General features: G+C 66.4%; 31 protein-coding genes. 16 read left to right on the plus strand and 15 right to left on the minus strand.

All coding sequences use genetic code 11. The annotated features are described in order from the left end of the window. The first annotated feature begins 70 nt into the window (after positions 1 to 70). The 5 genes from E5A73_RS17070 (at position 71) to E5A73_RS17095 (ending at position 3,373) form a co-directional block, all read left to right on the plus strand. On the plus strand, positions 71 to 1,276 hold the full coding sequence (locus E5A73_RS17070; RefSeq protein ID WP_135965063.1) for a trans-sulfuration enzyme family protein: 1,206 nt from the start codon (positions 71 to 73) through the stop codon (positions 1,274 to 1,276). Positions 1,277 to 1,287: 11 nt separating this feature from the next. Continuing rightward, positions 1,288 to 1,686: a Co2+/Mg2+ efflux protein ApaG gene (gene apaG / locus E5A73_RS17075; protein ID WP_135965370.1), complete on the plus strand. Its 399-nt coding sequence runs from the start codon at positions 1,288 to 1,290 to the stop codon at positions 1,684 to 1,686. A 136-nt stretch (positions 1,687 to 1,822) separates the two neighbouring features. Further along, positions 1,823 to 2,614, plus strand: a complete 792-nt coding sequence (locus E5A73_RS17085) for a LysR family transcriptional regulator (protein WP_135965064.1) — start codon at positions 1,823 to 1,825, stop codon at positions 2,612 to 2,614. Next, positions 2,611 to 3,147 carry a GNAT family N-acetyltransferase gene (locus E5A73_RS17090; RefSeq protein WP_240700237.1) on the plus strand — a complete coding sequence of 179 codons (537 nt, stop codon included), beginning with the start codon at positions 2,611 to 2,613 and terminating at the stop codon, positions 3,145 to 3,147. Before E5A73_RS17085 ends, E5A73_RS17090 begins: the two co-directional genes overlap by 4 nt. Further along, positions 3,134 to 3,373 carry a hypothetical protein gene (locus tag E5A73_RS17095; protein ID WP_135965066.1) on the plus strand — a complete coding sequence of 80 codons (240 nt, stop codon included), beginning with the start codon at positions 3,134 to 3,136 and terminating at the stop codon, positions 3,371 to 3,373. Before E5A73_RS17090 ends, E5A73_RS17095 begins: the two co-directional genes overlap by 14 nt. A gap of 141 nt (positions 3,374 to 3,514) precedes the next feature. On the opposite strand, the gene E5A73_RS17100 is transcribed toward E5A73_RS17095, so the two are convergent. The 9 genes from E5A73_RS17100 to E5A73_RS17135 all read right to left on the minus strand — a co-directional run bounded on the left by E5A73_RS17100 (position 3,515) and on the right by E5A73_RS17135 (position 11,911). Continuing rightward, positions 3,515 to 4,837 carry a serine hydrolase gene (locus E5A73_RS17100; protein ID WP_135965067.1) on the minus strand — a complete coding sequence of 441 codons (1,323 nt, stop codon included), beginning with the start codon at positions 4,835 to 4,837 and terminating at the stop codon, positions 3,515 to 3,517. Positions 4,838 to 4,881: 44 nt separating this feature from the next. Then, on the minus strand, positions 4,882 to 6,081 hold the full coding sequence (locus E5A73_RS17105) for a hypothetical protein (protein WP_135965068.1): 1,200 nt from the start codon (positions 6,079 to 6,081) through the stop codon (positions 4,882 to 4,884). 84 nt (positions 6,082 to 6,165) lie between these two features. Further along, on the minus strand, positions 6,166 to 6,738 hold the full coding sequence (locus E5A73_RS17110) for a hypothetical protein (RefSeq protein WP_135965069.1): 573 nt from the start codon (positions 6,736 to 6,738) through the stop codon (positions 6,166 to 6,168). Continuing rightward, a complete protein-coding gene (locus E5A73_RS17115; RefSeq protein WP_135965070.1) occupies positions 6,735 to 7,253 on the minus strand; it encodes an RNA polymerase sigma factor in 519 nt (172 codons plus the stop codon). The genes E5A73_RS17110 and E5A73_RS17115 overlap by 4 nt, the downstream gene beginning before the upstream one ends. Positions 7,254 to 7,332: 79 nt before the next feature. Next, positions 7,333 to 9,312 carry a DNA topoisomerase IV subunit B gene (gene parE, locus E5A73_RS17120; RefSeq protein WP_135965071.1) on the minus strand — a complete coding sequence of 660 codons (1,980 nt, stop codon included), beginning with the start codon at positions 9,310 to 9,312 and terminating at the stop codon, positions 7,333 to 7,335. 15 nt (positions 9,313 to 9,327) lie between these two features. Continuing rightward, positions 9,328 to 9,477: a hypothetical protein gene (locus E5A73_RS21475; RefSeq protein ID WP_168355969.1), complete on the minus strand. Its 150-nt coding sequence runs from the start codon at positions 9,475 to 9,477 to the stop codon at positions 9,328 to 9,330. 94 nt (positions 9,478 to 9,571) lie between these two features. Next, complete coding sequence (locus tag E5A73_RS17125) at positions 9,572 to 10,846, minus strand: MFS transporter (RefSeq protein ID WP_135965072.1); 1,275 nt, start codon at positions 10,844 to 10,846, stop codon at positions 9,572 to 9,574. A gap of 100 nt (positions 10,847 to 10,946) precedes the next feature. Beyond that, positions 10,947 to 11,189 carry a hypothetical protein gene (locus tag E5A73_RS17130; protein WP_135965073.1) on the minus strand — a complete coding sequence of 81 codons (243 nt, stop codon included), beginning with the start codon at positions 11,187 to 11,189 and terminating at the stop codon, positions 10,947 to 10,949. Between the two features lie 53 nt (positions 11,190 to 11,242). Next, positions 11,243 to 11,911 carry a GcrA family cell cycle regulator gene (locus E5A73_RS17135; protein WP_135965074.1) on the minus strand — a complete coding sequence of 223 codons (669 nt, stop codon included), beginning with the start codon at positions 11,909 to 11,911 and terminating at the stop codon, positions 11,243 to 11,245. A 52-nt stretch (positions 11,912 to 11,963) separates the two neighbouring features. Here E5A73_RS17135 and E5A73_RS17140 point away from each other — a divergent pair, with 52 nt between their 5' ends. The 7 genes from E5A73_RS17140 to queE all read left to right on the plus strand — a co-directional run bounded on the left by E5A73_RS17140 (position 11,964) and on the right by queE (position 18,250). Further along, positions 11,964 to 12,818 (plus strand): ABC transporter permease, encoded by an 855-nt coding sequence (locus E5A73_RS17140; RefSeq protein WP_135965075.1) that lies wholly within the window; start codon positions 11,964 to 11,966, stop codon positions 12,816 to 12,818. Positions 12,819 to 12,973: 155 nt separating this feature from the next. Next, positions 12,974 to 14,167, plus strand: coding sequence for an aspartate aminotransferase family protein (locus E5A73_RS17145; RefSeq protein ID WP_135965076.1), 1,194 nt, complete (start codon positions 12,974 to 12,976; stop codon positions 14,165 to 14,167). 195 nt (positions 14,168 to 14,362) lie between these two features. Then, complete coding sequence (argF, locus tag E5A73_RS17150) at positions 14,363 to 15,229, plus strand: ornithine carbamoyltransferase (RefSeq protein ID WP_240700265.1); 867 nt, start codon at positions 14,363 to 14,365, stop codon at positions 15,227 to 15,229. 147 nt (positions 15,230 to 15,376) lie between these two features. Next, a complete protein-coding gene (hslO, locus tag E5A73_RS17155) occupies positions 15,377 to 16,297 on the plus strand; it encodes an Hsp33 family molecular chaperone HslO (RefSeq protein ID WP_135965078.1) in 921 nt (306 codons plus the stop codon). Between the two features lie 85 nt (positions 16,298 to 16,382). After that, the gene (locus E5A73_RS17160; protein WP_135965079.1) at positions 16,383 to 16,787 is read left to right on the plus strand and encodes a DUF3617 domain-containing protein; all 405 of its coding nucleotides are present in this window, start codon (positions 16,383 to 16,385) and stop codon (positions 16,785 to 16,787) included. A gap of 150 nt (positions 16,788 to 16,937) precedes the next feature. Further along, entirely contained in the window at positions 16,938 to 17,621 is a 684-nt protein-coding gene (queC, locus tag E5A73_RS17165) for a 7-cyano-7-deazaguanine synthase QueC (protein ID WP_135965080.1), read from the plus strand. Beyond that, positions 17,618 to 18,250: a 7-carboxy-7-deazaguanine synthase gene (gene queE, locus E5A73_RS17170; RefSeq protein ID WP_135965081.1), complete on the plus strand. Its 633-nt coding sequence runs from the start codon at positions 17,618 to 17,620 to the stop codon at positions 18,248 to 18,250. Before queC ends, queE begins: the two co-directional genes overlap by 4 nt. Positions 18,251 to 18,289: 39 nt before the next feature. Here the strand turns inward: queE and E5A73_RS17175 are convergent, their stop codons facing one another. The 3 genes from E5A73_RS17175 to lipB form a co-directional block, all read right to left on the minus strand. Next, positions 18,290 to 18,976, minus strand: coding sequence for a hypothetical protein (locus E5A73_RS17175; RefSeq protein WP_135965082.1), 687 nt, complete (start codon positions 18,974 to 18,976; stop codon positions 18,290 to 18,292). Between the two features lie 157 nt (positions 18,977 to 19,133). Continuing rightward, positions 19,134 to 19,397, minus strand: coding sequence for a hypothetical protein (locus tag E5A73_RS17180; RefSeq protein ID WP_240700238.1), 264 nt, complete (start codon positions 19,395 to 19,397; stop codon positions 19,134 to 19,136). A 108-nt stretch (positions 19,398 to 19,505) separates the two neighbouring features. Continuing rightward, positions 19,506 to 20,150, minus strand: a complete 645-nt coding sequence (lipB, locus tag E5A73_RS17185; RefSeq protein ID WP_135965083.1) for a lipoyl(octanoyl) transferase LipB — start codon at positions 20,148 to 20,150, stop codon at positions 19,506 to 19,508. A 97-nt stretch (positions 20,151 to 20,247) separates the two neighbouring features. On the opposite strand from lipB, the gene E5A73_RS17190 reads away from it, so the two are divergent. After that, positions 20,248 to 21,084, plus strand: coding sequence for a DUF7847 domain-containing protein (locus E5A73_RS17190; protein ID WP_135965084.1), 837 nt, complete (start codon positions 20,248 to 20,250; stop codon positions 21,082 to 21,084). Continuing rightward, complete coding sequence (locus tag E5A73_RS17195) at positions 21,081 to 21,815, plus strand: hypothetical protein (protein WP_135965085.1); 735 nt, start codon at positions 21,081 to 21,083, stop codon at positions 21,813 to 21,815. The genes E5A73_RS17190 and E5A73_RS17195 overlap by 4 nt, the downstream gene beginning before the upstream one ends. On the opposite strand, the gene E5A73_RS17200 is transcribed toward E5A73_RS17195, so the two are convergent. The 3 genes from E5A73_RS17200 to E5A73_RS17210 are packed head-to-tail and all read right to left on the minus strand — an operon-like array spanning position 21,782 to position 23,714. Then, the gene (locus tag E5A73_RS17200; RefSeq protein WP_135965086.1) at positions 21,782 to 22,378 is read right to left on the minus strand and encodes a GNAT family N-acetyltransferase; all 597 of its coding nucleotides are present in this window, start codon (positions 22,376 to 22,378) and stop codon (positions 21,782 to 21,784) included. The two genes, E5A73_RS17195 and E5A73_RS17200, sit on opposite strands and share 34 nt — an antisense overlap. After that, on the minus strand, positions 22,369 to 23,211 hold the full coding sequence (hemF, locus tag E5A73_RS17205; protein ID WP_135965087.1) for an oxygen-dependent coproporphyrinogen oxidase: 843 nt from the start codon (positions 23,209 to 23,211) through the stop codon (positions 22,369 to 22,371). Before hemF ends, E5A73_RS17200 begins: the two co-directional genes overlap by 10 nt. 53 nt (positions 23,212 to 23,264) lie before the next feature. After that, on the minus strand, positions 23,265 to 23,714 hold the full coding sequence (locus E5A73_RS17210) for a tRNA (cytidine(34)-2'-O)-methyltransferase (RefSeq protein ID WP_135965088.1): 450 nt from the start codon (positions 23,712 to 23,714) through the stop codon (positions 23,265 to 23,267). A 178-nt stretch (positions 23,715 to 23,892) separates the two neighbouring features. Here E5A73_RS17210 and E5A73_RS17215 point away from each other — a divergent pair, with 178 nt between their 5' ends. Both E5A73_RS17215 and petA read left to right on the plus strand, forming a co-directional pair. After that, the gene (locus E5A73_RS17215) at positions 23,893 to 24,639 is read left to right on the plus strand and encodes a hypothetical protein (protein ID WP_135965089.1); all 747 of its coding nucleotides are present in this window, start codon (positions 23,893 to 23,895) and stop codon (positions 24,637 to 24,639) included. A gap of 224 nt (positions 24,640 to 24,863) precedes the next feature. Then, a complete protein-coding gene (petA, locus tag E5A73_RS17220; RefSeq protein ID WP_135965090.1) occupies positions 24,864 to 25,448 on the plus strand; it encodes a ubiquinol-cytochrome c reductase iron-sulfur subunit in 585 nt (194 codons plus the stop codon). The last annotated feature ends 1 nt before the right edge of the window (position 25,449 follow it).

Raw genomic sequence — 25,449 nt, forward strand, 5'->3', positions numbered from 1 at the left:
CTGAAAGGGAGGGGCGCGTAGAGGGGAGAAGTGGTTGACGCGGGGCGCTTCCCCCCTGCAAAGCAAAATCATGAAACGCCGTACTGGTCAGGACCGCAGCGTCACCCGCAATTGGAAGCCCGCAACGCAGGCGATCCGCGGCGGCACGATGCGATCCGAATTCGGCGAGACCAGCGAGGCGCTGTTCCTGACCTCGGGCTATGCCTATGATTGCGCTGGCGATGCGGCGGCGCGGTTCGCCGGCGAGCAGCAGGGCATGACCTATTCGCGGCTGCAGAACCCGACGGTGCAGATGCTCGAGGAGCGGATCGCCTTGCTCGAAGGCGCCGAGGCGTGCCGGACGATGGCTACGGGCATGGCGGCGATGACCGCGGCGCTGCTCTGCCAGCTGCAGCAAGGCGACCATCTGGTCGGCGGGCGGGCGGCGTTCGGATCGTGCCGCTGGCTGACCGACACGCTGCTGCCCAAGTTCGGCATCGAGACGACGATCGTCGACGCGCGCGACCCGCAGCAGTTCGAGGATGCGATCCGCTCGAACACCAAGGTGTTCTTCTTCGAGACCCCCGCCAATCCGACGATGGACGTGGTCGATCTCGAAGCGGTGTGCGCGATCGCGAAAAGGCACGGGATCACGACGGTGGTCGACAATGCCTTCGCCACCCCGGCGCTGCAGCGGCCGATGGAATTCGGCGCCGACGTGGTGGCCTATTCGGCGACCAAGATGATGGACGGGCAGGGGCGCGTGCTCGCCGGCGCAGTCGCCGGCAGCGAGGATTTCATCAACAACGTGCTGCTGCCGTTCACCCGCAACACCGGGCCGACCTTGAGCCCGTTCAATGCGTGGGTGGTGCTCAAGGGGATCGAGACGCTCGATCTGCGCATTCGGCGGCAGAGCGCGAATGCGCTCCAGGTCGGCCGCTTCCTCGAGGGCCGGGTGCCCAGGATCAACTTCCCGGCCTTGCCCAGCCACAAGCAGCACAATTTGTTCACCCGGCAGATGGACGATGCCGGCCCGATCTTCTCGTTCGAAGTCGAGGGGCGCAGCCAGGCGCATGCCTTGCTCGACGCGCTCGAACTGATCGACATCTCGAACAATATCGGCGATTCGCGTTCGCTGATGACGCATCCTTCCTCGACGACGCATTATGGCGTTTCCGAGGAGAAGCGGATCGAGATGGGGGTAACCGAAGGCATGCTGCGCCTCAACGTGGGGCTCGAGGATCCCGAGGACCTGATCATGGATCTCGATCAGGCGCTGGGCCGGGCCGGCCTGTGAGCGACGCGATGATGAAGGCGCTGTTCGCGCAGGAGGCCGAGACCCGCGGCATCGTCGTGCGCGTCTCCGTCTCCTATCTGCCCGAACAGTCCGAGCCGCAGCGCGGTCGCTGGTTCTGGGCCTATCATATCCGAATCGAGAATGCCGGGCCGTTCACCGTGCAGTTGCTTACCCGGCATTGGGTGATCACCGACGGGCGCGGCGCGCGGCACAGCGTCGAAGGCGAAGGCGTTGTGGGCGAGCAGCCGATGATCGAGCCGGGCGCGAGCTTCGACTATGTCTCGGGCTGCCCGCTGTCGACGCCGACCGGGCACATGCAGGGCAGCTATCACATGATCGGCGAAGACGGCGCTGCGTTCGACGTGGCGATCCCGAAGTTTGCGCTGATCGCGCCGGCGGTGACGGGGTGAGGGGCGCTAAACCTATCACCGTTCGTGCTGAGCTTGTCGAAGCACTGCCTTTCTTTGGCGCGAAGAGAGAAGAGCAGCCCTTCGACAAGCTCAGGGCGAACGGCGAGAGGGCGTGGCGCCATCGGGAGCGTAGTAAGTGAAGCGGACCCACCTTCCGCTCAACGGCCTGCGCGTGCTCGACGCCGCGGCGCGGCATCTCTCCTTCACCCGCGCCGCCGACGAACTGGCGGTGACCCCCGCCGCGGTCGGGCAGCAGATTCGCGCGCTCGAGGATACGCTCGGCGTGGTGCTGTTCCGGCGGACGACCAAGGGGCTCGAACTGACCCCCGAGGCCGAGGCGGGGCTTGTCGCGTTGCGTGCGGGCTTCCTCCAGTTCGAGGAATCGGTGCGGGCGATGCAGGCACAGCAATCGTCCAAGTCGCTTACCATCGCGGCGCCGCGCGATCTGAGCGCCAAGTGGCTGATGGCGCGGCTCGCCGAGATCGCGCGCGGGGACGGCGAATTGCGCTTCAGGCTGGTTCCCGCCGACGAGGCGCTCGACTTCACCGAGGCCAATCTCGACCTCGCCATCCGCTGGGGCGAGGGCCCCGGCGAGCATGAGGGCGAGGCGCTGGAAAGCGACGGCATGGTCACCGTCGAGCGGCCGGGCGGCGGCATCGACACACCGATCGCCTGGGCGGGCTGCCTGGCCGAGGATGCGGGATCGCTGGTGCGCGTCGCCGATGCCGGGCTCGCGCTCGACGCCGCGGCCGAGGGGTTGGGGCGCGCGACGGTGCCCGAGATCATCGCGCGTGCGGAGCTCGCGAGCGGACGCGTCGTGCCGGTCGGCGAGGCCAAGTCGTCGCGGCTGGGCTATTGGCTGGTCGCGCCGCTGCCGCAATGGCGCCAGAAGAAAGTGAAGGCGTTGGTCGAAGCCCTGGGCGCGTGACGCCGCGCGAGACGCCAGTGCTGGAAACCGCGCGCCTGCGGCTGCGGCCCGGCACCCCCGCCGATGCCGAGGCGCTGCACCCGGCCTTTGCGGATCCGGAAATGATGCGCTGGTGGTCGAACCCGCCGCATCATTCGGTCGAGCAGACTCGCGCCGATTTGGCCCAGCGCGCGCCCGAATGGCGCCGCTGGATCATCACGCTGAAGGAGGACGGCCGCGCGATCGGCTTCGTCGCGGTCGGCGAGAAGCGGCAGGGCAATGTCAGCGAGATCGGCTATCTGCTGCGCCGCGAATATTGGGGTACCGGCATTGCCGCCGAAGCCGCCACTCGCGTGATCGACCAGCTCTTCGCCGAGGGGCAGCGGCGCGTGTTCGCCGATACCGATCCCGACAATGTCGCGTCGCGGCGGCTGCTCGAACGGCTGGGCTTCAAGCTGGAGGGCGTGCTGCGCGGCGAATGGGAAACGCATATCGGCGTGCGCGACACGACCTTGTACGGGCTGCTGCGCGAGGATTGGCATGGCGGCGCCTGACCTGAAGGATCCTGCCTATCGGCGCGAGCTCGGCGGGGTGGCGCTGCGGATGCGGCGCTGGGGGATCGGGATTTCGCTGGGCGGCGCGCTGCTAGTGCTGGCCTGTCGGCGCGGGTTCGGCGTGCCGCTCTGGGTCGGCGCAGGAGTGCTCGGCCTGGGCATATTGGTGCTGATCGCGGCGATTTCGACGCGGGCAACCTATCATCGGCTGCGGACGCGGGGGTAAGTCGTACGCCGACAGACGCGAACGACGGCTATCAATCAATTCCAGACGTTCGGTGCTCCTGCGAAAGCAGGAGCCTGGGGTAGTTGAGTGCTTCGCCATCCTGGGCTCCTGCTTTCGCAGGAGCCCTAGACAGTCAGGCGGTCATCGTTCGGCCGCCAGCTCCGCGGCGCGGGAGATCAGGCTGGCGAGGCGTGCTTCGCTCACGGCTTGCGCCGGATCGTTCCAGCCGGCGGTGAGCACGTACCAGTCGCCGGCCTTGGCCTGGAGCAACAGCGTCATGTTCATCACCCCCGGCTCCGAGCCGCCCTTATAGCCCACCCATTGCCATTTACCCGCCGCGCCGGGCGTAATGCCGGGGTTCTTCGACAGCACCGCACGCGCATCGGCACCCTTCGGACCTTCGGTGTTGCGGCGCAGCCAGTCCATCACGCGCACCAAATCGGCGGGCGACAGAAACCATTCGAGCGTGTCGATCCGCACCGGCTTGCCGTCGCGGAACAGGGTCGGGCGGATCATCAGCGCCGGCAGCCTCGCGACTTCGCCGTCGAGGATGCTGCGGCGGCCGGCTTCGTCGGCGGCGAGATAGCGGCCGGGAAGGTCGTTCGCCTCGATCCCCTTGAGCTTGAACAGCTCCATCGTCGACAGGAACGGCCGGTTGCGCGCCGGATCCGCGACTCCGACGACCGGGAGCATCGCCTCGACCTTAGCGCGGCCGAGCGTCTTCAGCAGGATGTCGGTCGCACTGTTGTCGCTGATCGAAATCATCTGGGTGGCGAGTTCGCGCAACGAGATCTGGCTGCCCTTGGGCTTGAGGTTATAGCCGCCGCCGGGAAGTTCGGACCCGTCGAGAGTGACCATGTCGTCCCAGTTGCGCTCGCCGGCATTGGTGGCGCGGACGATCTCGTCGAGAATGATCAGCTTGAACGCCGAGCCGATCGCGAGAGGATTGTCGGGCCGGTGCGTCGAGAGCAGTTGCGGGGCGCCGCTGCCCAGCCTGGCCCAGGCAAATCCCGAAATGCCAGGGAGCTGGGCCAGTGTCGTGGCGACGTCCGCCAGCGTCCGTTCGCGCGCCACCGTCCCGGCGACCAGCAGGCCGGCAACGCGATGCGGCGCAGCGGGCTCCACGGCGATCCGAAGCGATGCGACAGCATCGCGATAGCCGATTTCGACTTCGGCGCTGAATGGATCTCGGACTTCGATACGCTCGACGCGCTGCAGTGGACCGAATGCGACCGTCAGTTGCGCGGCTATCGTGTCGAGCGTTGTCTTGGGTACCTGCGTCTGGAAGGCGGGCGTGAAGAAGGTCTCGTAGCTGCCGGTTCCGGAAAGGATTCCGGGCAGCTCGCGGACGCGCGTCTGCAATTCTGGCGAGGCTTCCACGCTGGCTTGGGATGGCGGCGTCTGGGCAGCGAGCGGGGAAGCCGCGCAGAAAAACAGCGGCCAGAGCCGCAGGGCATGGTGCATATCGGGACCTTCTGTCAGGCGCGTTTGCGGGAGCTTGTCGGCGGTCAGGGCTTTCCGACCGGCTTGTCGCCAGGCGCTGCGGAAGGTGTCGCCTCGGCGGTGAGATCGAGCGACGAGATCCGGCCCCAGGACGAGCGCACGCGCAGGCGCGAGCCTGTCGGGCGGTATACGTCATAGACCATCGTGAACCGCTCGACTTTGGTCAAACCGTCCGACCCGGCGGGGAGTGCGAACGGCGCGTAGCGGCGCTGGGCGAGATTCTCGCGCACCGTCTTCGGCCACGTCGCCTGGAAGTTTGACGATTCGCGCAATGTCTCGATGTCGTTCACCGTGCCGTCGGCGGCGATGCGATAGCGCACGTCGATCCATTCGGGCACCTTGTTGATGTTGCGGCCGTCCCTGAAGCGGCCCGATTCATGCCCTTCGGCACGCTGGATCAGCAGCGGCGGCGCGAAGACCAGCACCGGCCGATCGAGCCTGTCCCGCTTGAACGCGGCCAGCGCCGTATCGAGTGCCGCGGGGTCGCCGCGTTCCGACGCGAGCCGTGCGCGGAGCAGCCGCGCGGCGAAGCGGAATTCGGCGAATGCAGGCTCGGGGGTCTGCTCGATCGCCTTGATCCGGCGTTCGGTGCCTTCGCGATAGGCGGGGTTGGAATAGCTCGCCGCGGCATAGATCATCGCCTCGCGCAGCATCGCGAAACCGGCCACCGTCGGCAACCCGGCCTTGCGCGCCTGTCTGGTAACTTTGGCATAGACGTCGACCGCGGCCCGAAATCTTCCGCGCTTGCCGAACTGGTCGCCGACCATCAGCCGCTGCATCAGCACGCGCGAATCGCCTTTGTCGAGCCCGGCCTTGAGCGCGTCGAGCGCGTCGATCTGGAGGGTGCGCCCGAGGTCCGGATAGCCGTCGACTTCGGTCAGCCGTCCGTAAGCGCGCGTCAGATCCGCGACTTCGACCGGGAAGGCTGCGGCATGGCGCGCATTGCGGCTGCGCGCTGCGGCCAGCGTCTTGCGGGCCTCGTGATATTGGCCGGCGACGAACTGGTTCTCGGCATGCGCGAGGCTGGCGTCGATATCGTCCTTGGGCGGGCATTTCCGCGCCAAGCAGTCCTTCAGCGCGGCTTCGGTCTGCCATAAAGGCGTGCCGGTGACGACGATCGTCTGGTCCGACTCGGGCGCGTCCTGCGCGTTTGCCGGAAAGGCGGCCGCCAAGGCGAGCACCGCACACGCACTACGCAACAGCATATCCATTTCCCCTCACGCCAGACCGAGTCGATCGCAAGTTCGGCGATGCTACCATCGACCGGCCATACGTCACCAGTCCAGTCATCACTGCGCGTCCCGATCGAGCGCGGCGATCGCCACGTCGAGGCGGCGCGCGGCGGCGCGGTTGAGCCAGTGGATGCCCCAGAACATCGCGCCCACGAGGGTGCCCGCGACGCCGCTAGCCGCCAACGCTACCGCGAGCGGCATGTGTTCGGCCGAAGCGCGGGCCGCGGCGAGCAGGAAGAGTACCATCCCCGGCACGATCGGCGCGAGATACCAGCGCCAGACGCTGAGCAGCAGGTCGCGCTGGGCGACGAGGTTCGCGCGGTGGAAGGCATGGCTCGCAGCGCCGAGCGCGGCATCGGGCGCCTTCGGGCGGCGGCGCCAGAGGTTGCGCATTACGACCACGGTGCCGAGGATGATCGCAGCGCAGGCGATGCGGATTTCCCAATCGGCGGCGTGAACGGCGATGTTGGCGAAGATGCCGGCGCCCAGCAGCCCGGCAAGATATTCGACGCTATCGCGGATCCGGATGCGGCGGCGGAACCGCGCGTCGGCGCGGGCGAGCGCTTCGGCGTCGAGCGGCGCGGCATCGTGCTGCTGCTGCGTCCACAAAGTGGCGAGCGAATCGGTCATGCCGCCTCTCCCGAATGGAAGCGCCGCGCAAGCAGCGCCTTGATGCGGTGGATTTTTACCGCGATGGTTCCAGCAGTGAGGCCGGTAACTTCGGCGATCGCCGCGGCGTCGAGCCCTTCGAGATAGAGCAGGATGACCTGGCGATCGGGCGGCTGGAGGCGGCGGATCAGCGCGTGGAGCCGCGCGATCGTGTGGGCCTGGCCGATCTCGGCCTCGGGGTCGCCCTCGGCGAGCAGGGCTTCGTCGTCAAGCGCGACGCGCTTCGCCTGGCGCGCGCCGCGCGCGGCGTGACTGGCGGCGACATTGTGCGCAACGCGATAAACCCAGGTCGAGAGCGCGCAACGGCGATCGAAGCCGGCGAAGCTGCGCCAGAGCGCGAGATGGATCTCCTGCTCGAGATCGCGGGCATGATCGGGATTGGCCTCGACCGAGCGGGCGAGGCGCGCGATCGCCGGGGCATGCGCGGCGCCCGCCTCGGCATAGAGCGCGTCCTGCCTTGTTCGGTCGCTGCGCATCGTCTGGACTTCCCCTCCCGTTCACTCCGTTAGTCGGCGGGGGGCAGGGATTCTTACACGGGCTCGCGAAAAAATAGCGTCAGGCGTCGATGACTTCGCCGTCGAGCCTTGCCGCATTTTCCTGGATGAAGGCGAAGCGGTGCGCGGGGTTGTTGCCCATCAGCCGGTCGACCAGGTCCTTCACCCCGGCACGCTCTTCATATTCCTGCGGCAGCGTGACACGCAGCATGCCGCGCGTCTTGGGGTCCATCGTGGTTTCCTTGAGCTGGTTGGGGTTCATCTCGCCAAGGCCCTTGAAGCGGCTGACCTCGACCTTCTTGCCCTTGAACGCGCCCTCTTCGATCTCGATGCGATGCGCATCGTCGCGGGCATAGAGGCTCTTCGCGCCGACGGTGAGGCGATAGAGCGGCGGCTGGGCGAGATAGAGATGCCCGCGACGGACGATGTCGGGCATCTCCTGGAAGAAGAAGGTCATCAGCAACGTCGCGATATGCGCGCCGTCGACATCGGCGTCGGTCATGATGACGATGCGCTCGTAGCGCAGATTCTCCGGCACGCAGTCCTTGCGCGTGCCGCAGCCCATTGCGAGGATCAGGTCGGCGATTTCCTGATTGGCGAAGATCTTGGCGGTGGTGGCGCTGGCGACGTTGAGGATCTTGCCGCGGATCGGCAGGATCGCCTGGGTCTTGCGGTCGCGCGCCTGCTTGGCCGAGCCGCCGGCCGAATCGCCTTCGACGATGAACAATTCGGTGCCTTCGGGGCTGTCGGCGGCGCAGTCGGTGAGCTTGCCGGGGAGGCGCAGCTTGCGCGACGAAGTCGCGGTCTTGCGCTTGACTTCGCGCTCCTGCTTGCGGCGCAGGCGATCGTCCATCCGATCGATGACATAGGAAAGCAGCGCCTTGCCGCGGTCCATATGGTCGGACAGGAAATGGTCGAAATGGTCGCGGACGGCCTTTTCGACCAGACCCGTCGCCTCGGGTGAGGTGAGGCGGTCCTTGGTCTGCGACTGGAATTGCGGCTCGCGGATGAACACCGAAAGCATCAGCTCGGAGCCGGTCATCACGTCGTCGGCGGTGATGTCCTTGGCCTTTTTCTGGCCGACCAGCTCGCCGAAGGCGCGGATGCCGCGGGTGAGCGCCTGGCGCAGGCCCTGTTCGTGGCTGCCGCCGTCGGGGGTGGGAATGGTGTTGCAATACCAGCTGTAGCTGCCGTCGCTCCACAAGGGCCAGGCGACTGCCCATTCGACCCGGCCCTGATCCTCGCCGGGAAAATCCTGCTGCCCCGTGAAGAACTCGGACGTCGCGCATTCGCGGCCGGCAATCTGTTCCTTGAGGTGGTCGCCGAGCCCGCCGGGGAACTGGAACACCGCCTCGGCCGGGGTCTCGTCCGAAAGCAATTCGGGCGCGCATTTCCAGCGAATCTCGACCCCGGCGAACAGATAGGCTTTCGAGCGCGCGAGCTTGTAGAGCCGCGCGGGCTTGAAGTGCATCTCGCCGAAGATCTCGGTGTCGGGCGTGAACGCCACCGAAGTGCCGCGCCGGTTGGGGGTGCCGCCGAGATGCTCGAGCGGGCCCAGCGTCTGGCCCTGGCTGAAGCGCTGGCGATAGAGCTGCTTGTCGCGCGCGACTTCGATGACGGTATCCACCGACAGTGCGTTGACCACGCTGATGCCGACGCCGTGCAGGCCGCCGCTGGTGGCATAGGCCTTGCCGGAGAACTTGCCGCCCGAATGGAGCATCGACAGGATCACTTCGAGCGCCGACTTGTCGGGGAATTTGGGATGCGGATCGATCGGCATGCCGCGGCCATTGTCGACGATCGTCAGCCGGTTGCCCGCCTCGAGCTCGATCTCGATGCGGGTGGCGTGCCCGGCCACTGCCTCGTCCATCGCATTGTCGAGCACTTCGGCGGCGAGGTGATGCAGCGCGCGCTCGTCGGTGCCGCCGATATACATTCCGGGGCGGCGCCGGACCGGCTCCAGCCCTTCGAGCACTTCGATCGAGGAGGCGTCATAGGTCCCCGACGGTACGCCCGGGGCGGCAAACAGGTCTTCAGCCATGAGGAGGGTATAGGGTCACGCCGAATTGCGGCGCAAGGGACGCACGGTCCTGCGGGCGCGCAAACGGGCAATCTCGTGCATTTCGCCGAGAATCGCGCCGATGCTGCGCGCCTCGCGGCCGCGCGTGTCGCCGAAGTTCGACCATTCGCCGGGCTGTACGAACATGATGTGCGTCCTCCTTGCTTCGCTCCTAGCAGAACGATGTCTGCCGGAAAAGAACAAAAAGAGAACTGCGAGCGTGATCGAGGTCCCTGGCGCTTCAGGCGGGGAGTGGATCCGCGCGGATCGGGTCGCGCCGGCCGAAGCCGATCACGAACACCAGGGAGGCGAGCACCGCGAAGACGCCGGCGGCGACGAATGCCGGGGTATAGGTCCCGACTTGCTCGCGGATCACGCCGGCACCGAAAGCGGCGACCGCGGCGCCGATTTGGTGCGCGACGAGCACCCAGCCGAATATGATCGGCGCATCGCGCTCGCCGAACGACTGGTTGGCGAGCTTGACCGTCGGCGGCACGGTGGCGATCCAGTCGAGACCGTAGAAGATTGCGAATATCGTGAGGCTCACCGGGCCGAAATCGATGAACGGCAGCGCCAGCAGCGAGAGCCCGCGCAAGCCGTAATAGACTGCGAGCAGCCGGCGCGGGTCGTAGCGGTCGGTGAGCCAGCCCGAGGCGGTGGTGCCGATCAGGTCGAAGAAGCCCATCATCGACAGCAACCCCGCAGCGGCGACTGCGGCGATGCCATGGTCGCCGCAGAACGCGATCATGTGGGTGCCGACCAGGCCATTGGTGGTGAGTCCGCAGACGAAGAAGGTGCCGGCGAGCAGCCAGAAGATCGGCGTTCGCGCAGCGCGGACCAGCGCCTCGATCGCCAGCCACGGCGTTGCCGCCTGCTTGAGCGGGGCGGGCGGCGGGGTGTCGTCCGCCTCGCCGAAGCGGCGGACGTTGCGCGCTTCGGGATGTTCGGGAATGAGCAAGGCGACGATCGGAATCAGCGCCGCGCAACCGAGGCTGACCGCGAGCGCGACCGGCTTCCACGCGCCGCCCTGCGACAGCCAGGCGAGGAAGGGCAGGAACACCAGCGCGCCGGTCGCCGTGCTCGCGCTCAGCAGCCCCATCACCAGTCCCTGCCGCGTGGCGAACCAGCGATTGACCACCGCGGCGCCGAGCACCGAGGCGACCGCGCCCGAACCGATCCCTGACAACACGCCCCAGCTCAGCACATAGTGCCACGGCGCGGTCATCCATTGGCTAGCGAAGGTCGATACCGCCATCAGCGCCAGGCCGACGAGCATCGTCCGCTTGATCCCGAAGCTCATCATCAGCGCCGCGGCGAACGGCCCGACGAGTCCGTACAGCAGCAGGCCGAGCGCGGCCGAGAAGGAGATCGTCGCGCGGTCCCAGCCGAAATGCTGCTCGAGCGGGAGCATCATGACCCCCGGCGCCGAGCGCAGCCCGGCCGAGAACAGCAAGGCGAGGAAGGTGACGGCCACGACCAGCATGGCGGGGTGGTAGCGGCGGGCTGGGCGGATCATTTCAGCGGACTAGCCAAAAGCGCGCGCCGTGCCGAACGAAGATATATTGCGGGGCCGGCAGGATTGCTTGGAGCGTCTTGCCGGCGCTCGCGAGGCGAAGTTAGGCTTCGGTAAGATCGAGGCGGCGTTTGATCAGCCCGATATCGCCGCGAATATGATCGAGCTCGGAATTGATTCGGGCGACATCGCCATGGATGGAGGCGATGTCGCCTGCCATGGCCGCCTGTTGCTGCTCCAACGAGCCGAGCCGCATCTTGATCGAAGCCTGATCGCGCCGAAAGTCCGCGAACTCGGCGTGGAGCCGTTTCAGAAGCTCGAAGGTGAGTTCTGCGGTGTCGCTCATGCGCGCAACTTACCGTCCGAACGACAGCGAGTCGATGAACGACACCCGAGGCCTCAGCGAACCCGCGGGCCGCCGAAGGGCAGCGGGGGCGGGGGGCGGCGATCGCGGCGGGGGAGCTGCGCCTGATAGGCGTGGCCGCAATGCGCGACGCAATACGGGAAACCGGGGTTCACCTTGTCCCCGCAGAAATGGAAGTCGGGCTCGCCGGGATGGCCGAGCGGCCATTTGCAGATCCGGTCGTTCAGATCGAGCAGGCCGGTCTTGCCGGCGATCGCATCGCTGGGCTTTGCCGGGACCAGGCGGCGCGGCGGCGCGGGGGAGATCGGCGGAGTCTGCTCGCCGGGATTCTGACGGACGAAGCCGCCGGGGCCGACCGAGCGGAGTACCGGTGCGCTGGGTTCACGCGGCTCGGCCGGCGCGTCAGCCGAAGCCGAGGCGGGCGCGGGCGTTGCGGCCCGCGGCGCGGGCTCTGCAGCCGCTCGCGGCGCAGGCGCGACCGCAGCGGCAGGCTGCGCGGCGGGCTTGGGCGCGGGCGCTATGGCCTCTGCCTTGGCTTCGTTGGGCTTGACCGGCGACGGGCGCGACTGGAGGCCCAGCCGGTGCGCCTTGCCGATCACGGCGTTGCGCGACACGCCGCCGAGCTCCTCGGCGATCTGGGTGGCGGTCATCCCGCTGTCCCACATCTTCTTCAGCGTATCGATACGCTCTTCGGTCCAGCTCACTTCTCTTCCTTCAACTTGCGGGCGGCGCGGGCAGCGTTTACGCGGACACGCGATGAACAGCCACCCGGAATCGAGCCCCAAAATCAGCCATGATCTCCCCGAACCCGGCGTTCCGGTGATTCGCAACGTGAATTGGGGAGGACTGCGCACGCTCTATATCAAGGAGGTGCGCCGTTTCTTCAAGGTGCAGCTCCAAACCATCTGGGCGCCGGCGGTCACCACCTTGCTGTTCCTGGTGATCTTCACCGTCGCGCTGGGCGGCAGCGGGCGAATGGTCGCGCTGCAGGGGCACCAGATCCACTTCGCCGATTTCATCGCGCCGGGGCTGATCGTGATGGCGATGCTCCAGAACGCGTTCGCCAATTCGAGCTTCTCGCTGCTGGTCGGCAAGATCCAGGGAACGATCGTCGATTATCTGATGCCGCCGTTGTCGACCGGAGAACTGCTCGCCGGGCTGTGCGGCGGCGCGGTGACGCGGGCGTTCTGCGTCGGCGGCGCGGTTTGGCTGGCGATGGTGTTCTGGCCCGGGGTGCACGTGATCCCGCAGCATTTCTGGGCGGTGTTGTGGTTTGGCTTCCTCGGCGCCTTGTTCCTGTCGCTGCTCGGGGTGCTGACCTCGATCTGGGCGGAGAAGTTCGATCATGCCGCGGCAGTGAGCAATTTCGTCGTGGCGCCGCTGTCGCTGCTCTCGGGCACCTTTTATTCGGTCGACCGGCTGTCGCCGACCTTCCAAGCGATCAGCCACCTCAACCCGTTTTTCTACATCATCTCGGGCTTCCGCTACGGCTTCCTCGGAGTGGCCGATTCGCCGGTGCTCCAGGGCAGCCTGATCATCCTCGCGCTCGACGCGGCTTTGGGGCTGCTCTGCTACGCGCTGCTGCGCAAGGGCTGGAAGCTCAAGAGCTAAGGGCACTCGTCATGGCTCGCAGGCATAGTCCGCGCCGAAACGAATATTGACGCAGCTGCGACGGTGCCCGTAAACACTCGCTCCGGGCGGTCCGGTTGACCGCCCTTTTGCGTTTCTGGGACTTCAGCCAGCTCTCTCGAGGAGGTACCGTTGCCATGCCGATCACGCCGCTCATGCCCGTTTATCCGCGGTGCGGCGTGCGGCCGGTGCGCGGCGAGGGCGTGTACCTCTATGGCGAGCAGGGCGAGCGCTATCTCGACTTCGCCGCGGGTATCGCCGTCAATGCGCTGGGGCACGGCCATCCGCATCTGGTGAAGGCGATCTCCGACCAGGCGGCGACATTGATGCACGTCTCCAACCTCTACGGATCGCCGCAGGGCGAGGCGCTGGCGCAGCGGATCATCGACGTCAGCTTCGCCGACACGGTGTTCTTCACCAATTCGGGGGTCGAGGCGATCGAGTGCGCGATCAAGACTGCGCGGCGCTATCACTATGTCAACGGCAACCCGCAGCGGCACAAATTGATCACGTTCAAGAACGCGTTCCACGGCCGCTCGATCGGGGCGATCTCCGCTACCGACCAGCCCAAGATGCGCGACGGCTTCGAGCCTTTGCTGCCGGGCTTCGATTATGTGAAGTTCAACGATCTCGACGCCGCGCTCGCCGCAATCGACGACGAGACTGCGGGCTTCCTGGTCGAGACGGTGCAGGGCGAGGGCGGGATGACCGCGGGCACGCAGGAGTTCATCCAGGGGCTGCGCAAGGCCTGCGACGAGCACGGGCTGCTGCTGATCCTCGACGAGATCCAGTGCGGCTATGGTCGCACCGGCAAGATGTGGGCCTATGAGCATTACGGCATCGAGCCCGACATCATGACCGTTGCCAAGGGTATCGGCGCGGGCTTTCCGCTCGGCGCCTGCCTGGCGACCGAGGAGGCCGCCAAGGGCATGGTGATCGGCACCCACGGCTCGACTTATGGCGGCAATCCGCTGGCAATGGCGGCCGGGCAAGCGGTGCTCGACGTGATGCTGGAGGACGGCTTTCTAGAGAATGTCGAGAAGATGGGGGACCGGCTGCGCCAGGCGTTCGAGCAGATGATCCCCAACCACGATCATTTGTTCGAGGAGATTCGCGGCAAGGGGCTGATGCTCGGCATCAAGCTCAAGGAGCCCGCGGTGGCGCGCGATTTCGTGGCGCATCTGCGCGACAATCACGGGCTGCTGACCGTGGCTGCGGGCGAGAACGTGTTCCGCGTGCTGCCGCCCTTGGTGATCGACGAGGGGCATATCGCCGAGTGCGTCGAGCTGCTGAGCGCCGGGGCGCGGAGCTATGCGGTGGCTGGTGAATAGCTCCCTCTCCCATCGGGAGAGGGAAGGGGCCCGCTCGGCGCAGCCGAGTGGGAAGGGTGAGGGTGACGCACACTTCATCCCGCCCACCCTCACCCTTCCGCCGCTTCGCGGCTCCCTCCCTCTCCCGATGGGAGAGGGATTTTGACGCGCCACTTCCTCGACCTGTCGGATGCTGGCGGCGATGGCGTCGCCGCGATGCTCGCCGATGCGCTCGAGCGCAAGGCAGCGCGGCAGGGCTGGCCCAAGGGCAGGGCGGACGCCGATGCGCCGCTCGCAGGCCACACGCTGGCGATGATCTTCGAAAAGAATTCGACGCGCACCCGCGTGTCGTTCGACATGGCGATCCGCCAGCTCGGCGGCACCAGCATCGTGATGGACGCGGGCAGCATGCAGCTCGGCCGTGGCGAGAGTATCGCCGACACGGCGCGGGTGCTCTCGGGCTATGTCGACGCGATCATGATCCGGACCGACGATCACGCCAAGGTTGTCGACATGTCGAAATATGCCAGCGTGCCGGTGATCAACGGGCTGACCGACGCGTCGCATCCCTGCCAGATCATGGCCGACCTGCTGACGATCATCGAGAGCGGCCGCGCGCTGCCCGGCCTCAAGGTCGCGTGGCTGGGCGACGGCAACAATGTTCTCGCCTCGATCATGGAAGCCGGCGGGCTGATGCATTTCGACGTGGTCGCCGCCTGCCCGCAGGGTTTCCAGCCGAGCGACGAGGATGTCGCGCGCGGCAGGGGCCGCGCGCGGGTGGTAGGCAGTGCGCGCGAGGCGGTTGAAGGCGCCGACGTGATCGTCACCGATACCTGGATCTCGATGGGGCAGGACCATGCCGAGACCAAGCTCGCCGCGATGATGCCGTTCCAGGTCGACGAGGCGCTGATGGCCGCGGCCAAGCCCGGCGCCGCGTTCCTCCACTGCCTGCCGGCGCATCGCGGCGAGGAAGTGGTCGACGCAGTGATCGACGGGCCGCAGTCGCTGATCTGGGCCGAGGCCGAGAACCGGCTGCACGCGCAGAAGTCGGTATTGCGCTGGGTATTCGGCCAGATCGGCTGAGTTGAAGCGGGGGGCACCGGTTCTTATCTGAGCCCGGACCCAGAAAACCCCGTTCGCGCTGAGCTTGTCGACGCGCCGTTCTTCTTTCGCGATGGCGGAGGAAGAAAGGACGGGGCTTCGACAAGCTCAGACCGAACGGGAAATGTTATGATCAACACTGCCCCCACCGACCTCGACCGCGTCGCCGGTTTCACCATCCCCAGCCGCCACGCGCGCGGCCGCGTCGCGCGGCTCGGGCCGGTGCTCGACCGGATTCTGTCGGCGCACGCTTACCCGCCGGTGATCGAGAAACTGCTCGCCGAGGCGCTGACCCTGACTGCCTTGCTCGGCGCGACGCTCAAGGGCGGGCAGGGGCAAATGACCCTCCAGGCGCAGGCGCCGGGGGCGATCGTCAACCTGCTGGTGTGCGATTACAAGGATGGCGAACTGCGCGGCTATGTCCAGTTCGATGCCGAGCGGCTGTCGCAGCTGGGCAAGAACCCGACGCTCAATGCCTTGTGCGCCAAGGGCTATCTCGCGGTGACCTTCGACCAGGTTACGACCAAGGAGCGCTATCAGGGGATCGTGCCGCTCGACGCGCGCTCGATCGGCGCGGCGGCGGAGCAATATTTCCTGCAGTCCGAGCAGATCCCCAGTCTGATCCGGTTGGGCACCCGCCGCGACGCGCAGGGCAAGCTGATCGCCGGCGGCCTGTTCCTCCAGCATCTGCCCGAGGGTGAGGTCGGCCGCGAGCGGCTGCACGTGCGGCTCGATCATCCCGAATGGCAGCATGTCGAGGCGCTGGCGACGACGATGGGTGCCGACGAACTCGCCGACGCCGGCATTCCGCTCGAGAATCTCGTCTGGCGGCTGTTCAACGAGGAGCCCGAGGTGCGGCTGATGGGCGGCACCGAACTCACCCGCGGCTGCCGCTGCGATGCCGCCTATATCAGCCAGGTTCTCGCCAAGTTCCCGGCAGAGGAACGCGCCGAGATGGCCGATGAAGACGGCGTGATCAGCGTTGATTGTGCGTTTTGCTCGACGAAGTTTCCGCTCAAGCTCACCGATTTTGTTTCACAGCCGTTGTAAACGAGCGCGGATTTTCCATATCTCCGGCGAACCGGGCGCAGGTTGGTTGGGGCACCGTAGTTTGTGCCCGGTTGGGGAGTTAATGATGGTGCTTAAGCGTTTGATGCGCCCGATGATATTGGGAGCGTTGCTGCTGTTCGGCGCGGCCGGCGCACCCGCCCAACGTAGCGCCGCGCCGAATGCGCTCGGTGGGCTCGAGCATGGCCAATGGCAGCTCAAGAGCGGCGAGGGCGAAGTGCGGCGGCTTTGCCTGGGCAATCCGGCGACGCTCATCCAGATCATGCACGGCAACAGCCAGTGCGAGCATTTCGTGATGGAGAACACGCATCGCTCGGCGACGGTTCGTTATACCTGCCCCAGCCACGGCCATGGCCGGACGACGATCTCGCTGGATACGCCGCGCGTGGTCAATATCGAGACTCAGGGCGTCGCCAACGGCGCGCCATTCTCCGAGCGGTTCGAGGGCCGGCGGATCGGTGCCTGCAGCTGAGGCAATGCGGTTACGCTTCGTTAACCTTGCTCGTTTAGAAGTGTCCTCGCTCCTTCGTGGAGCATTTCCTCTCTGGCAATCTTTCCTAACTGGGCCGCTTCACCGCGGCCCATTTTGCGTTGCAGCGCGAAACCGGCTAGCGGCGGGGTCATGACCGACAGCGTAGCAGTTGCCCTGATTTCGGGCGGGTTGGATTCGATGGTCTCGGCCGCGCTGGCACGCGAGGCCGGACATCGGCTGCTTGCGCTTTCGATCGACTATAACCAGCGCCACCATGTCGAGCTCGCCGCCGCGCGCCGGATCGCGCAGGTGCTCGGCGCCGAACGCCACGTCGTGCTGCCGCTCGACTTGCGGGCGTTCGGTGGCTCGGCGCTGACGGCGGAGATCGATGTGCCGAAGGACGGCGTGGGCGACGACATTCCGGTGACCTATGTACCCGCGCGCAACACGATCTTCCTGAGCCTCGCGCTCGGCTGGGCCGAGGCGGCGGGTGCACGCGACCTGTATATCGGAGTCAATGCGCTGGATTATTCGGGCTATCCCGATTGCCGGCCCGAATTCATTGCCGGGTTCGAGAAGCTCGCCGAGCTGGCGACCAAGGCCGGGGTCGAAGGCGAGCCCTTCCACATCCGCGCGCCGCTGCAGGACATGACGAAGGCCGATATCGTCCGCGAGGGCATGCGGCTGGGGCTCGATCTGGGGATGAGCTGGTCGTGCTACGATCCCGCCCCGGGCAGCGTGCATTGCGGATTGTGCGACAGCTGCCGGCTGCGCGCGAAAGGCTTCGAAGAGGCCGGCGTTCCCGATCCGACGGGCTACGCGACCGCACCATGAGCTACGCCGTCAAGGAGATGTTCCTCACGCTCCAGGGCGAGGGCGTGAACGCCGGCGCACGTGCGGTGTTCGTGCGGTTCGCCGGGTGCAACCTCTGGTCGGGACGTGAGCAGGATCGCGCGGCGGCGGTGTGCCGCTTCTGCGACACCGATTTCGTCGGGACCGATGGGCTGGGCGGCGGCAAGTTCGCCGATGCGGATGCGCTAGCCGACGCGGTCGTCGGGCATTGGGGGGCGGATCCTGAGCGGCGCTTCGTGGTGCTCACCGGGGGGGAACCGATGCTCCAGGTCGACGATGCACTGGTCGACGCGCTCCACGCCCGCGGATTTCGCATCGCCATCGAGAGCAACGGCACCTTGCCCACGCATCCGGGCATCGACTGGGTGTGCATCAGCCCGAAGGCCGGCAGCGTGGTGGTGCAGCGCTCGGGTGACGAGTTGAAGCTGGTCTGGCCGCAGGCGGGGAGCGATCTGGACGCGATCGAAGGCTGGGATTTCGCCCATTTTCTCGTTCAGCCGATGGACGATGCCGCGGGAGAAGCCAATATCCGCGCCGCGGTGGCGCTGGTGATGGCGCGGCCGCGCTGGCGACTGTCGCTGCAGACGCACAAGCTGCTGGGATTGCGGTAATTCAACTCCCTCTCCTGATGGGAGAGGGAGTTTCGATCGCTACCGGGTCGCCACTTGCAGTGCGCCGCATTTTTTCGCCTGGTAGCTGCCCTTGCGCCAGCATTTGTTGTTGCCGAACGGCGGCAACAGCGGCGTGACGTTCAGCGCCGCATAGTTGACGCTGCGGCGAAACTGTTCGCCCCACGGCGAAAGGCTGTCGCGGAGTTCGCGCATACGGTTCTGGGCGAGATCGCCAAGCGCGCCGCGACGCGTGAACAACGCATCATGACCGATTGTGGCAGACGTCTGGCAAAATGTCAGCTGGCCCGAGACAGTAGAAAAACCCGAATAGACACGCGTTCCAAACCGATCGAGTTCGGTTTGGCCTGCCTTCTTGTTCTTGTACGCGCGTGTGAAATATTTCTCGAGCGTAACGTATGATTCACGCAGTTCGACTTCGTGATCTTTAAGGATCGCATTGTAATTGCCCAACGTCAGCAGCGTCGGCTCGAACTGACATTGCAAGGCAGCGACGTTGAGCGCGGCGCGCAGATTCCATACCAGGGCGGCGCGAAGCTCGGCCGGCGTGGCATCGGGAAGCGCGGGGCCGGTCATGCCGGGTTCGGCACCCGTCACCCGCGCGCCCGCGAAATCTCGCGATTTGAGGAAGAATTGCGCCGATGCGGGAGCAGCGGCGAACAGGCAGGCCCCTAGGGCCATGGTCGATACAATACGCGGAACGAGCATCACGCCCTCTTTTTAGCTGGTTCCACGCGTGGTTAAGGATTTTTGACTCCGCGCCCAAGCTCTTTTTTCGAGAGCCGCCGCGCGCCGGGGCGGCGCCCAACGAAAAGGGCCGCCCGGTTGCCCGGACGGCCCCTTCAAACACGCCGAAGCGCGATGATTACATCGCGTTCCCGGTGGTCGTCGTGGTATTCTCGGTGGTGGTCATCGAGGTCGAGTTTGCCTCGGCGCCCATGTTGTCCATCGGAGCAGCCGCGTCGATGTTCGTGACCATCGTGTCGGTCGTGGTGACGTTCTCGGTCGGCACGACTTCGGTGGTGTTGGTGATGTTGGTCGACGATTCGTTGCTGGTGCACGCCGAGGCCAGAAGGGCCGCGCCGGCGATCATCGAACCTGCAACGATCTTGGAAAGGACTGCACGCATGTAATAGCTCCCTAGATAGTGGATTTGGACAGCGGATGCGCCATTAATACCCAAACCGAACTCGACATTAGTCGGTTTAGGGCACGCCCTCAAGACACGATTTGGCCTTCAGGCATTCAGGGCGTTCAAAAAAGGCGAAAATGTGACGTGAAGCGCGGAATCGAACGCGGAGGCGGAGATGCTTTTCCCCAGCGCAGCGGCGCTCGTGACGGGGAATTCGGCGATGCCGCAGGGCACGATGCCGGCAAAGTGATTGAGATCGGGCGAGAGGTTCACCGCGAAGCCGTGGAGCGTGACCCATTGCCGGATGCGCACGCCGATCGCGCCGATCTTGGCCTCCTGGCCGGCCTGGTCGAGCGTCCAGATGCCGATCCGGCCGGATGCGCGAAACGCCTCGATGCCGCATTCGCCCAGCGCGGCGATCACCCAGCCTTCGAGCGCGTGGACATAGCAGCGCACGTCGCGGCGCCGCTCGCGCAGATCGAGCACGACATAGCCGATGCGTTGGCCAGGGCCGTGATAGGTATAACGCCCGCCGCGGCCGGTCTTGTGCACGGGGAAGCGCGCGTCGAGCAATTCGGCGGCGTCGGTGGCGCTGGTGCCGGCGGTGTAGACCGGCGGGTGTTCGAGCAGCCACACCAGCTCGCGTGCTTCGTGGCGCGTGACCGCGGCGGCGCGCGCTTCCATCTCGGCCAATGCCTCGGCATAGTCGATCCGGCCGGGCTCGACCCGCCATTCGATATCGGATGTCATTGCCGCCGATAGCGCCCGGCGCCAGCTTTTCGCAAGCATTGGCAACGCCCCGGCGCGGGGCTAACACGGCGGCAGTGCGGCGAAGGAACGGGACGACATGGTGAAGATGGGAACCGTCTGGGATCGGACGGCCGAATTCCTGAGCGACAATATTGCCGCCATCCTGCCGATCGCCTTGCTCACTTTTTTTGTGCCTGCGTCGATCGAAGGCAATTTCGAAGCGGCGCGGACCGGCGCAGGCGCGGGTTTCACGGCGCTGCTTTATGGCTTGCAGCTCCTGTTCGCTCTGGTGTCGCTCTGGGGTGGGCTGGCGATCACGGCGATGGCGCTCGATATCGCGTCGGAGCGCAGCGCCTCGAATATCGCGACCCGGCGCTTCCTTCCGGTGCTGGTCGTCTCGATCGTGATATTCGGCGGCGCCTGCGTGCTGGCGCTGCCGATTCCCGGAGTGCTGGTGGCGAACGGCTATGACATGGCGACGCTCGCCCGCGGCGGCGATCCCACCGCGATCAGCATGCAGATGGCCGGCTTCATCGCGCTCTATGCGCTCGCGCTGCTGATCCTCGGCCTGTGGCTGGCGGCGCGGCTGATGGTCACGACGCCGGTGGTGGTGCGGGAAAACCGGATGCTGAGCGCGCTCGGCCAGTCCTGGGCGCTGACCCGCGGGGCGGCGCTTCGCATCGTCGGCGTCGTCATCCTCTTCGTGATCGTCAGCTGGGTAGCCGAGCTGGCGGCGAAGACCGTGTTCGGCAGCATCTTCGCATTGGTCGCGAGCAATGACGGCGACGGCGTGACGCTGGCCACGGTGATGACGTCGATCGTCGTCGCAGCGGTCCAGTCGGCCTTCATGGTGATCCCGCCGGCCTTCACTGCCAAGCTCTACCTCGCTTTGACTGCGCAGGCGGGCCTCCGTCACACCGAAGCCGGCGCATGACTTTGTCCCTCGCCGGCGTGCTCGCCGATGCCCGCGCTCTCTGGCGCAGCGAACGCGAATTGCTCCTGCCGATCGCCGGCATGTTCTTCGTCGTGCCGATGCTGGGCATCGTCCTGCTGCTCGCCGGCAGCGGCTTCGCCGAAGTCGCGCCGGACAAATTGCGCGACGCGGTGATGGCGTTCTACGTTGCCAATCTGCTGCCGATCCTGCTCGCGAACCTCGCGATCGATTTCGGCACTTTCGCCGTGCTCAATCTCTATCTCCAGGGCGGCGGGCGGACGCTGGGCGAAGTGCTGCTGCTGACCTTGCGGCGCTTCCTGCCCTTTCTGGTGATCGACATCGTCGCCGCCTTGCTGTTCAGCCTCGGCTCGTCGCTGTTCCTGCTGCCGGGGCTGTTCGCGTTCGCGCGGACCTGGCTGGCCGGGCCCGCCTTCGCCGCGGCGCCCGAACGCGGCGTGATCGAGGCTTTCCGGCAGGGTTGGCGGCGCAGCAGCGGGTTCGGCTGGATCGTGCTGCTCGCCGCGGCGGGGGTGACGTTCCTCGTCGCGATGATGCTGATCGTGGTGTCGAGCGGATTGTTCGGCGGGCTCGCTACCCTGGTCGGCGACGAACGGGTGGGCGTGGTGACCGGCTATGTCGTCGCGGCGCTGATCGGCGGGGTTGCCTGGTCGGCACTCGGCGTGCTGCGCGTCGCCGCCTATCGCCGGAGCGAGCCCAGACAGGGAATGTGAGGCGCGGCGTCGGGTGCGAGGATCCCGGCGATCCGCGGATCGGCAAAGCTCTCGACGGTGCGCTTGCACGCGACGAAGCCGTGGCGGCGATAGAAGCCCAAGGCGGCGGGATGATCGAGCGTGCAGGTGTGCAGCCAGACGCGCGCGACGCCCTTGCGCCAGGCGAGGCCCAGCGCCTGCGCCATCAGCCAATTGCCGTGTCCCTTGCCGGTGAGCTCGGGAACCAGCGCGAAATAGGAAAGCTCGCAAATGCCTTCGACGCGGAAGTCGAGCTCGACCATGCCGAGCTCGACTCCGGCGCGGTCGGTGGCGGCATAGACTTCGACCCGCGCGTCATCGAGGATCCGGCGCAGCGCTGCTTCGGGGATCACCAGCCGCGAGAACCACAGCCAGGGCTCGCCGACCCGGCGGAACAGGGCCTTGTATTTCTCGCTCGCCGGCGCCGGCCAATGGGTAAGGCGCAGCGGCGAGGGCGGGGCGGGGCGTAGCGGCGGCTTGGTCCGCATCTCGAGCGACGTGACGATCGTGGCGATCTGGTCGTTGGGGACCGGGGTCAGCCCCATGTCGCCATCGGCGGCAGGCTCATCAGGATCGCGTCGACATTGCCGCCGGTCTTGAGTCCGAACAAGGTGCCGCGATCGTAGATCAGGTTGAACTCGGCATAGCGGCCGCGCCATTCGAGCTGCTGCGCGGTGTCGTCCTCGGTGAATTGCTGGTCCATCCGTCGGCGGACGATGCGCGGAAACGCGTCGAGGAACGCGCGGCCGACATCCTGGGTGAACGCGAAGTTCGCGTCCCAATCGCCTTCGAGATGATCGTAGAAGATCCCGCCGACGCCGCGATGGACCTTGCGGTGGGGGATGTAGAAATAGTCGTCGGCCCATTGCTTGAACCGCGGATAATGCGCTGGGTCGTGCGCGTCGCAGGCCGCCTGCAGCACCGCGTGGAATTCGGCGGTGTCATCCGCCACCGGGATCGGCGGGTTGAGATCGGCGCCGCCGCCGAACCAGCGCTTGGTGGTGACCAGGAAGCGCGTGTTCATATGCACCGCGGGGACGTGCGGGTTGGCCATGTGCGCGACGAGGCTGATCCCGGTGGCGAAGAAGCCGGGATCCTCGGCGGCGCCGTGGATCGTCTTGGCGAACTCGCCTTCGAAGCTTCCGCCGACGGTCGAGACATTGACCCCGACCTTCTCGAAGACCTTGCCCTTCATCACCCCGCGCACCCCGCCGCCGCCGGGTTCGCCCGAGGGATCGGTGCGATCCCAGGCGAGATAGTCGAACGTCGCATTCGAGCCGGCCTCGGCCTCGATCGCCTCGAATTCGGCGCAGATCGATGTGCGCAGGCTTTCGAACCAGGTCCGGGCGGCTTGCTGCTGGGGGTCGAGCTCTTGCATGGCGGCCTGATAGGCGGGGGCAGGGAAGCGTGTCGAGAGGACAGAATGTCCGCTCAGTCGGGCCAGCCATTGGTCTGGCGGAGCGCCTCGCCCAGCGCGATGCCCGCTGCGACCGAGAGGTTGAGCGAGCGGAGCCCGGCGGCGAGCGGAATGCGCACCGAGAGATCGGCGGCGCGATGGACGAAGTCGGGCGCGCCGGCGCTCTCCGACCCGAGCAGTAACGTGTCGTCGGGCTGGAAGGCTGCGTCGGGCAGCCGCGTGCCGCCTTGGGTGGTGAGCAAGATCAGCCGGCCGGGCACGCACGCCCTGAACGCATCGAAATCGGCGTGGCGGGTGACCTGGACCTTGTCGTCATAGTCCATCGCCGATCGCTTGCGGGCCTTGTCACTCCATGGGAAGCCCATCGGCTCGACGATGTGGATAGGGACCTGGAAACAGGCGCCGAGGCGAAGCACGGCACCGACATTGCCGGCGATTTCGGGCTGGAAGAGGGCGAGGCGCATGCTGGGGGAGGATAGCGGCCCGCATCGCGCCCGTCATCCAGATTGCTGCGCCTGGCGGCCATAGGGCGAATGGCGAGCGTTGGTGGTTAGCGGTCATTCCCAGCTCGGGCTCCTGCGAAGCAGGAGCCCAGGATGATGGAGGACCGCATGACCTGGGCTCTTGCCTTCGCTGGAGCACTTGAGGGCTGAAACGAGGCGTAGCCGACTGGCTGCCTTCCGTTTCGAAACCCGCCGTTGTCCCTTAGGCGTCGAGAAACGCTGGCATTTCGAGCGGCGGCAAGATGTGGATTTGCCACATTGCTCCGCTGGCGCCAAAATCGTGAGAGCGGAGGGCCCGCCCGTAAAGCACAGGCGCGATCGCATCGCCTGCGTTCGGATATTAGCGAGTGGAAAAGAGGCGATGGTCGGTATTTTCAAAAGGCTGTTTGGCGCCCAAAATGATCAGGCCGGGCACGCGTCGGCAATGCGACCGGCCAACGGGCAGGGCGGTATGCCGGATGGCATGCCCGCAAGCATCGAGCAGGGAATGGAATGGCAAGCTGCCGATTTCGTAAACGCGTTCTCGCCCGCCGGCTCGCCAATCGACGGGAGCAAGCTCGATTATAGCGAGGCATCGCTCGAATTGGTCGATCGGGTCCTGGACGATTTCTACCGCAAGGAAGCGCCCCTTCCGGACGATCTCCACTTTCTGATATCGGCTTATGTCTTCGAAGTCGCCCGCCGCGCATTTGGTGGGCGGTATCTGCGCGGCGATGAGGAGAACCCCTTCGTGCTCGTGATCGGCGAAAAGCCGGCAGAAGTCGGAGTCTGCGTCATGTCGAAGGTGCACGGCCGTGCGCTGAACGGACCGGAGGACGGCATTCCGTTCTTCTACGCCGGGATCGCACCGCTCGTTTCGGCCGGGACTTCGGCGACGCTGATTTGACGGTCCGCGGGGCGGGGGCGTCCCGATCGCCCCGCGCGTCCGACACCCGCGGCGCGGCAGCCGGCCGGTGCGGGACAAAATCCTTGTTGGCAAAGCCGCTTCGCCACGTCTATCAGGCCGGCCAAGCCACCGGGGGCAACCGGGCGGCTCCGGGCGTGCATGCGCCCGCGTCCCGTTACCCCGCGCGGTCGTCGCGGTTTGTTCTGAAGTGCAAGGGCTGAAGCATGGCAACGCTTGAAGACGGTGTTTCCCCGACCCAGACCGTGGTCCCCACGGGCGATGTGATCGAGAACCCGCGTCGCCGCGACTATCTGAAGGTTGCCGCGGTTTCCTTTGCGGGCGTCGGCGCCGCGGTGACCGTGTTGCCGCTGATCAATTCGATGAATCCCTCGGCCGACGTGCTCGCGCAATCGACCACCGAGATCGACGTCACCGCGATCGAGCCGGGGCAGGCGATCAAGACCAGCTTCCGCAAGCAGCCCTTGTTCGTGCGCAACCTCACTCCCGCGGAGATCGCCGCCGCCGACGCGGTTCCCGTGTCGAGCCTGCGCGATCCGCAGACGCTGGCCCAGCGCACCAGGGAAGGTCATGGCAATTGGCTGATCACCCTGGGCGTGTGCACGCATCTCGGCTGCGTCCCGCTGGGCGCGGGCGAGGGCGAGAATCGCGGACCGTTCGGGGGCTATTTCTGCCCGTGCCACGGCTCGGCCTATGACACTGCCGGCCGCATCCGCCAGGGTCCGGCACCGAAGAACCTCGAGGTTCCGAACTATGAATTCACGTCGCCCACTGTCGTCGTGGTCGGTTGAG

The sequence above is a fragment of the Sphingomonas gei genome, assembly GCF_004792685.1.
Lineage (GTDB): Bacteria > Pseudomonadota > Alphaproteobacteria > Sphingomonadales > Sphingomonadaceae > Sphingomonas > Sphingomonas gei.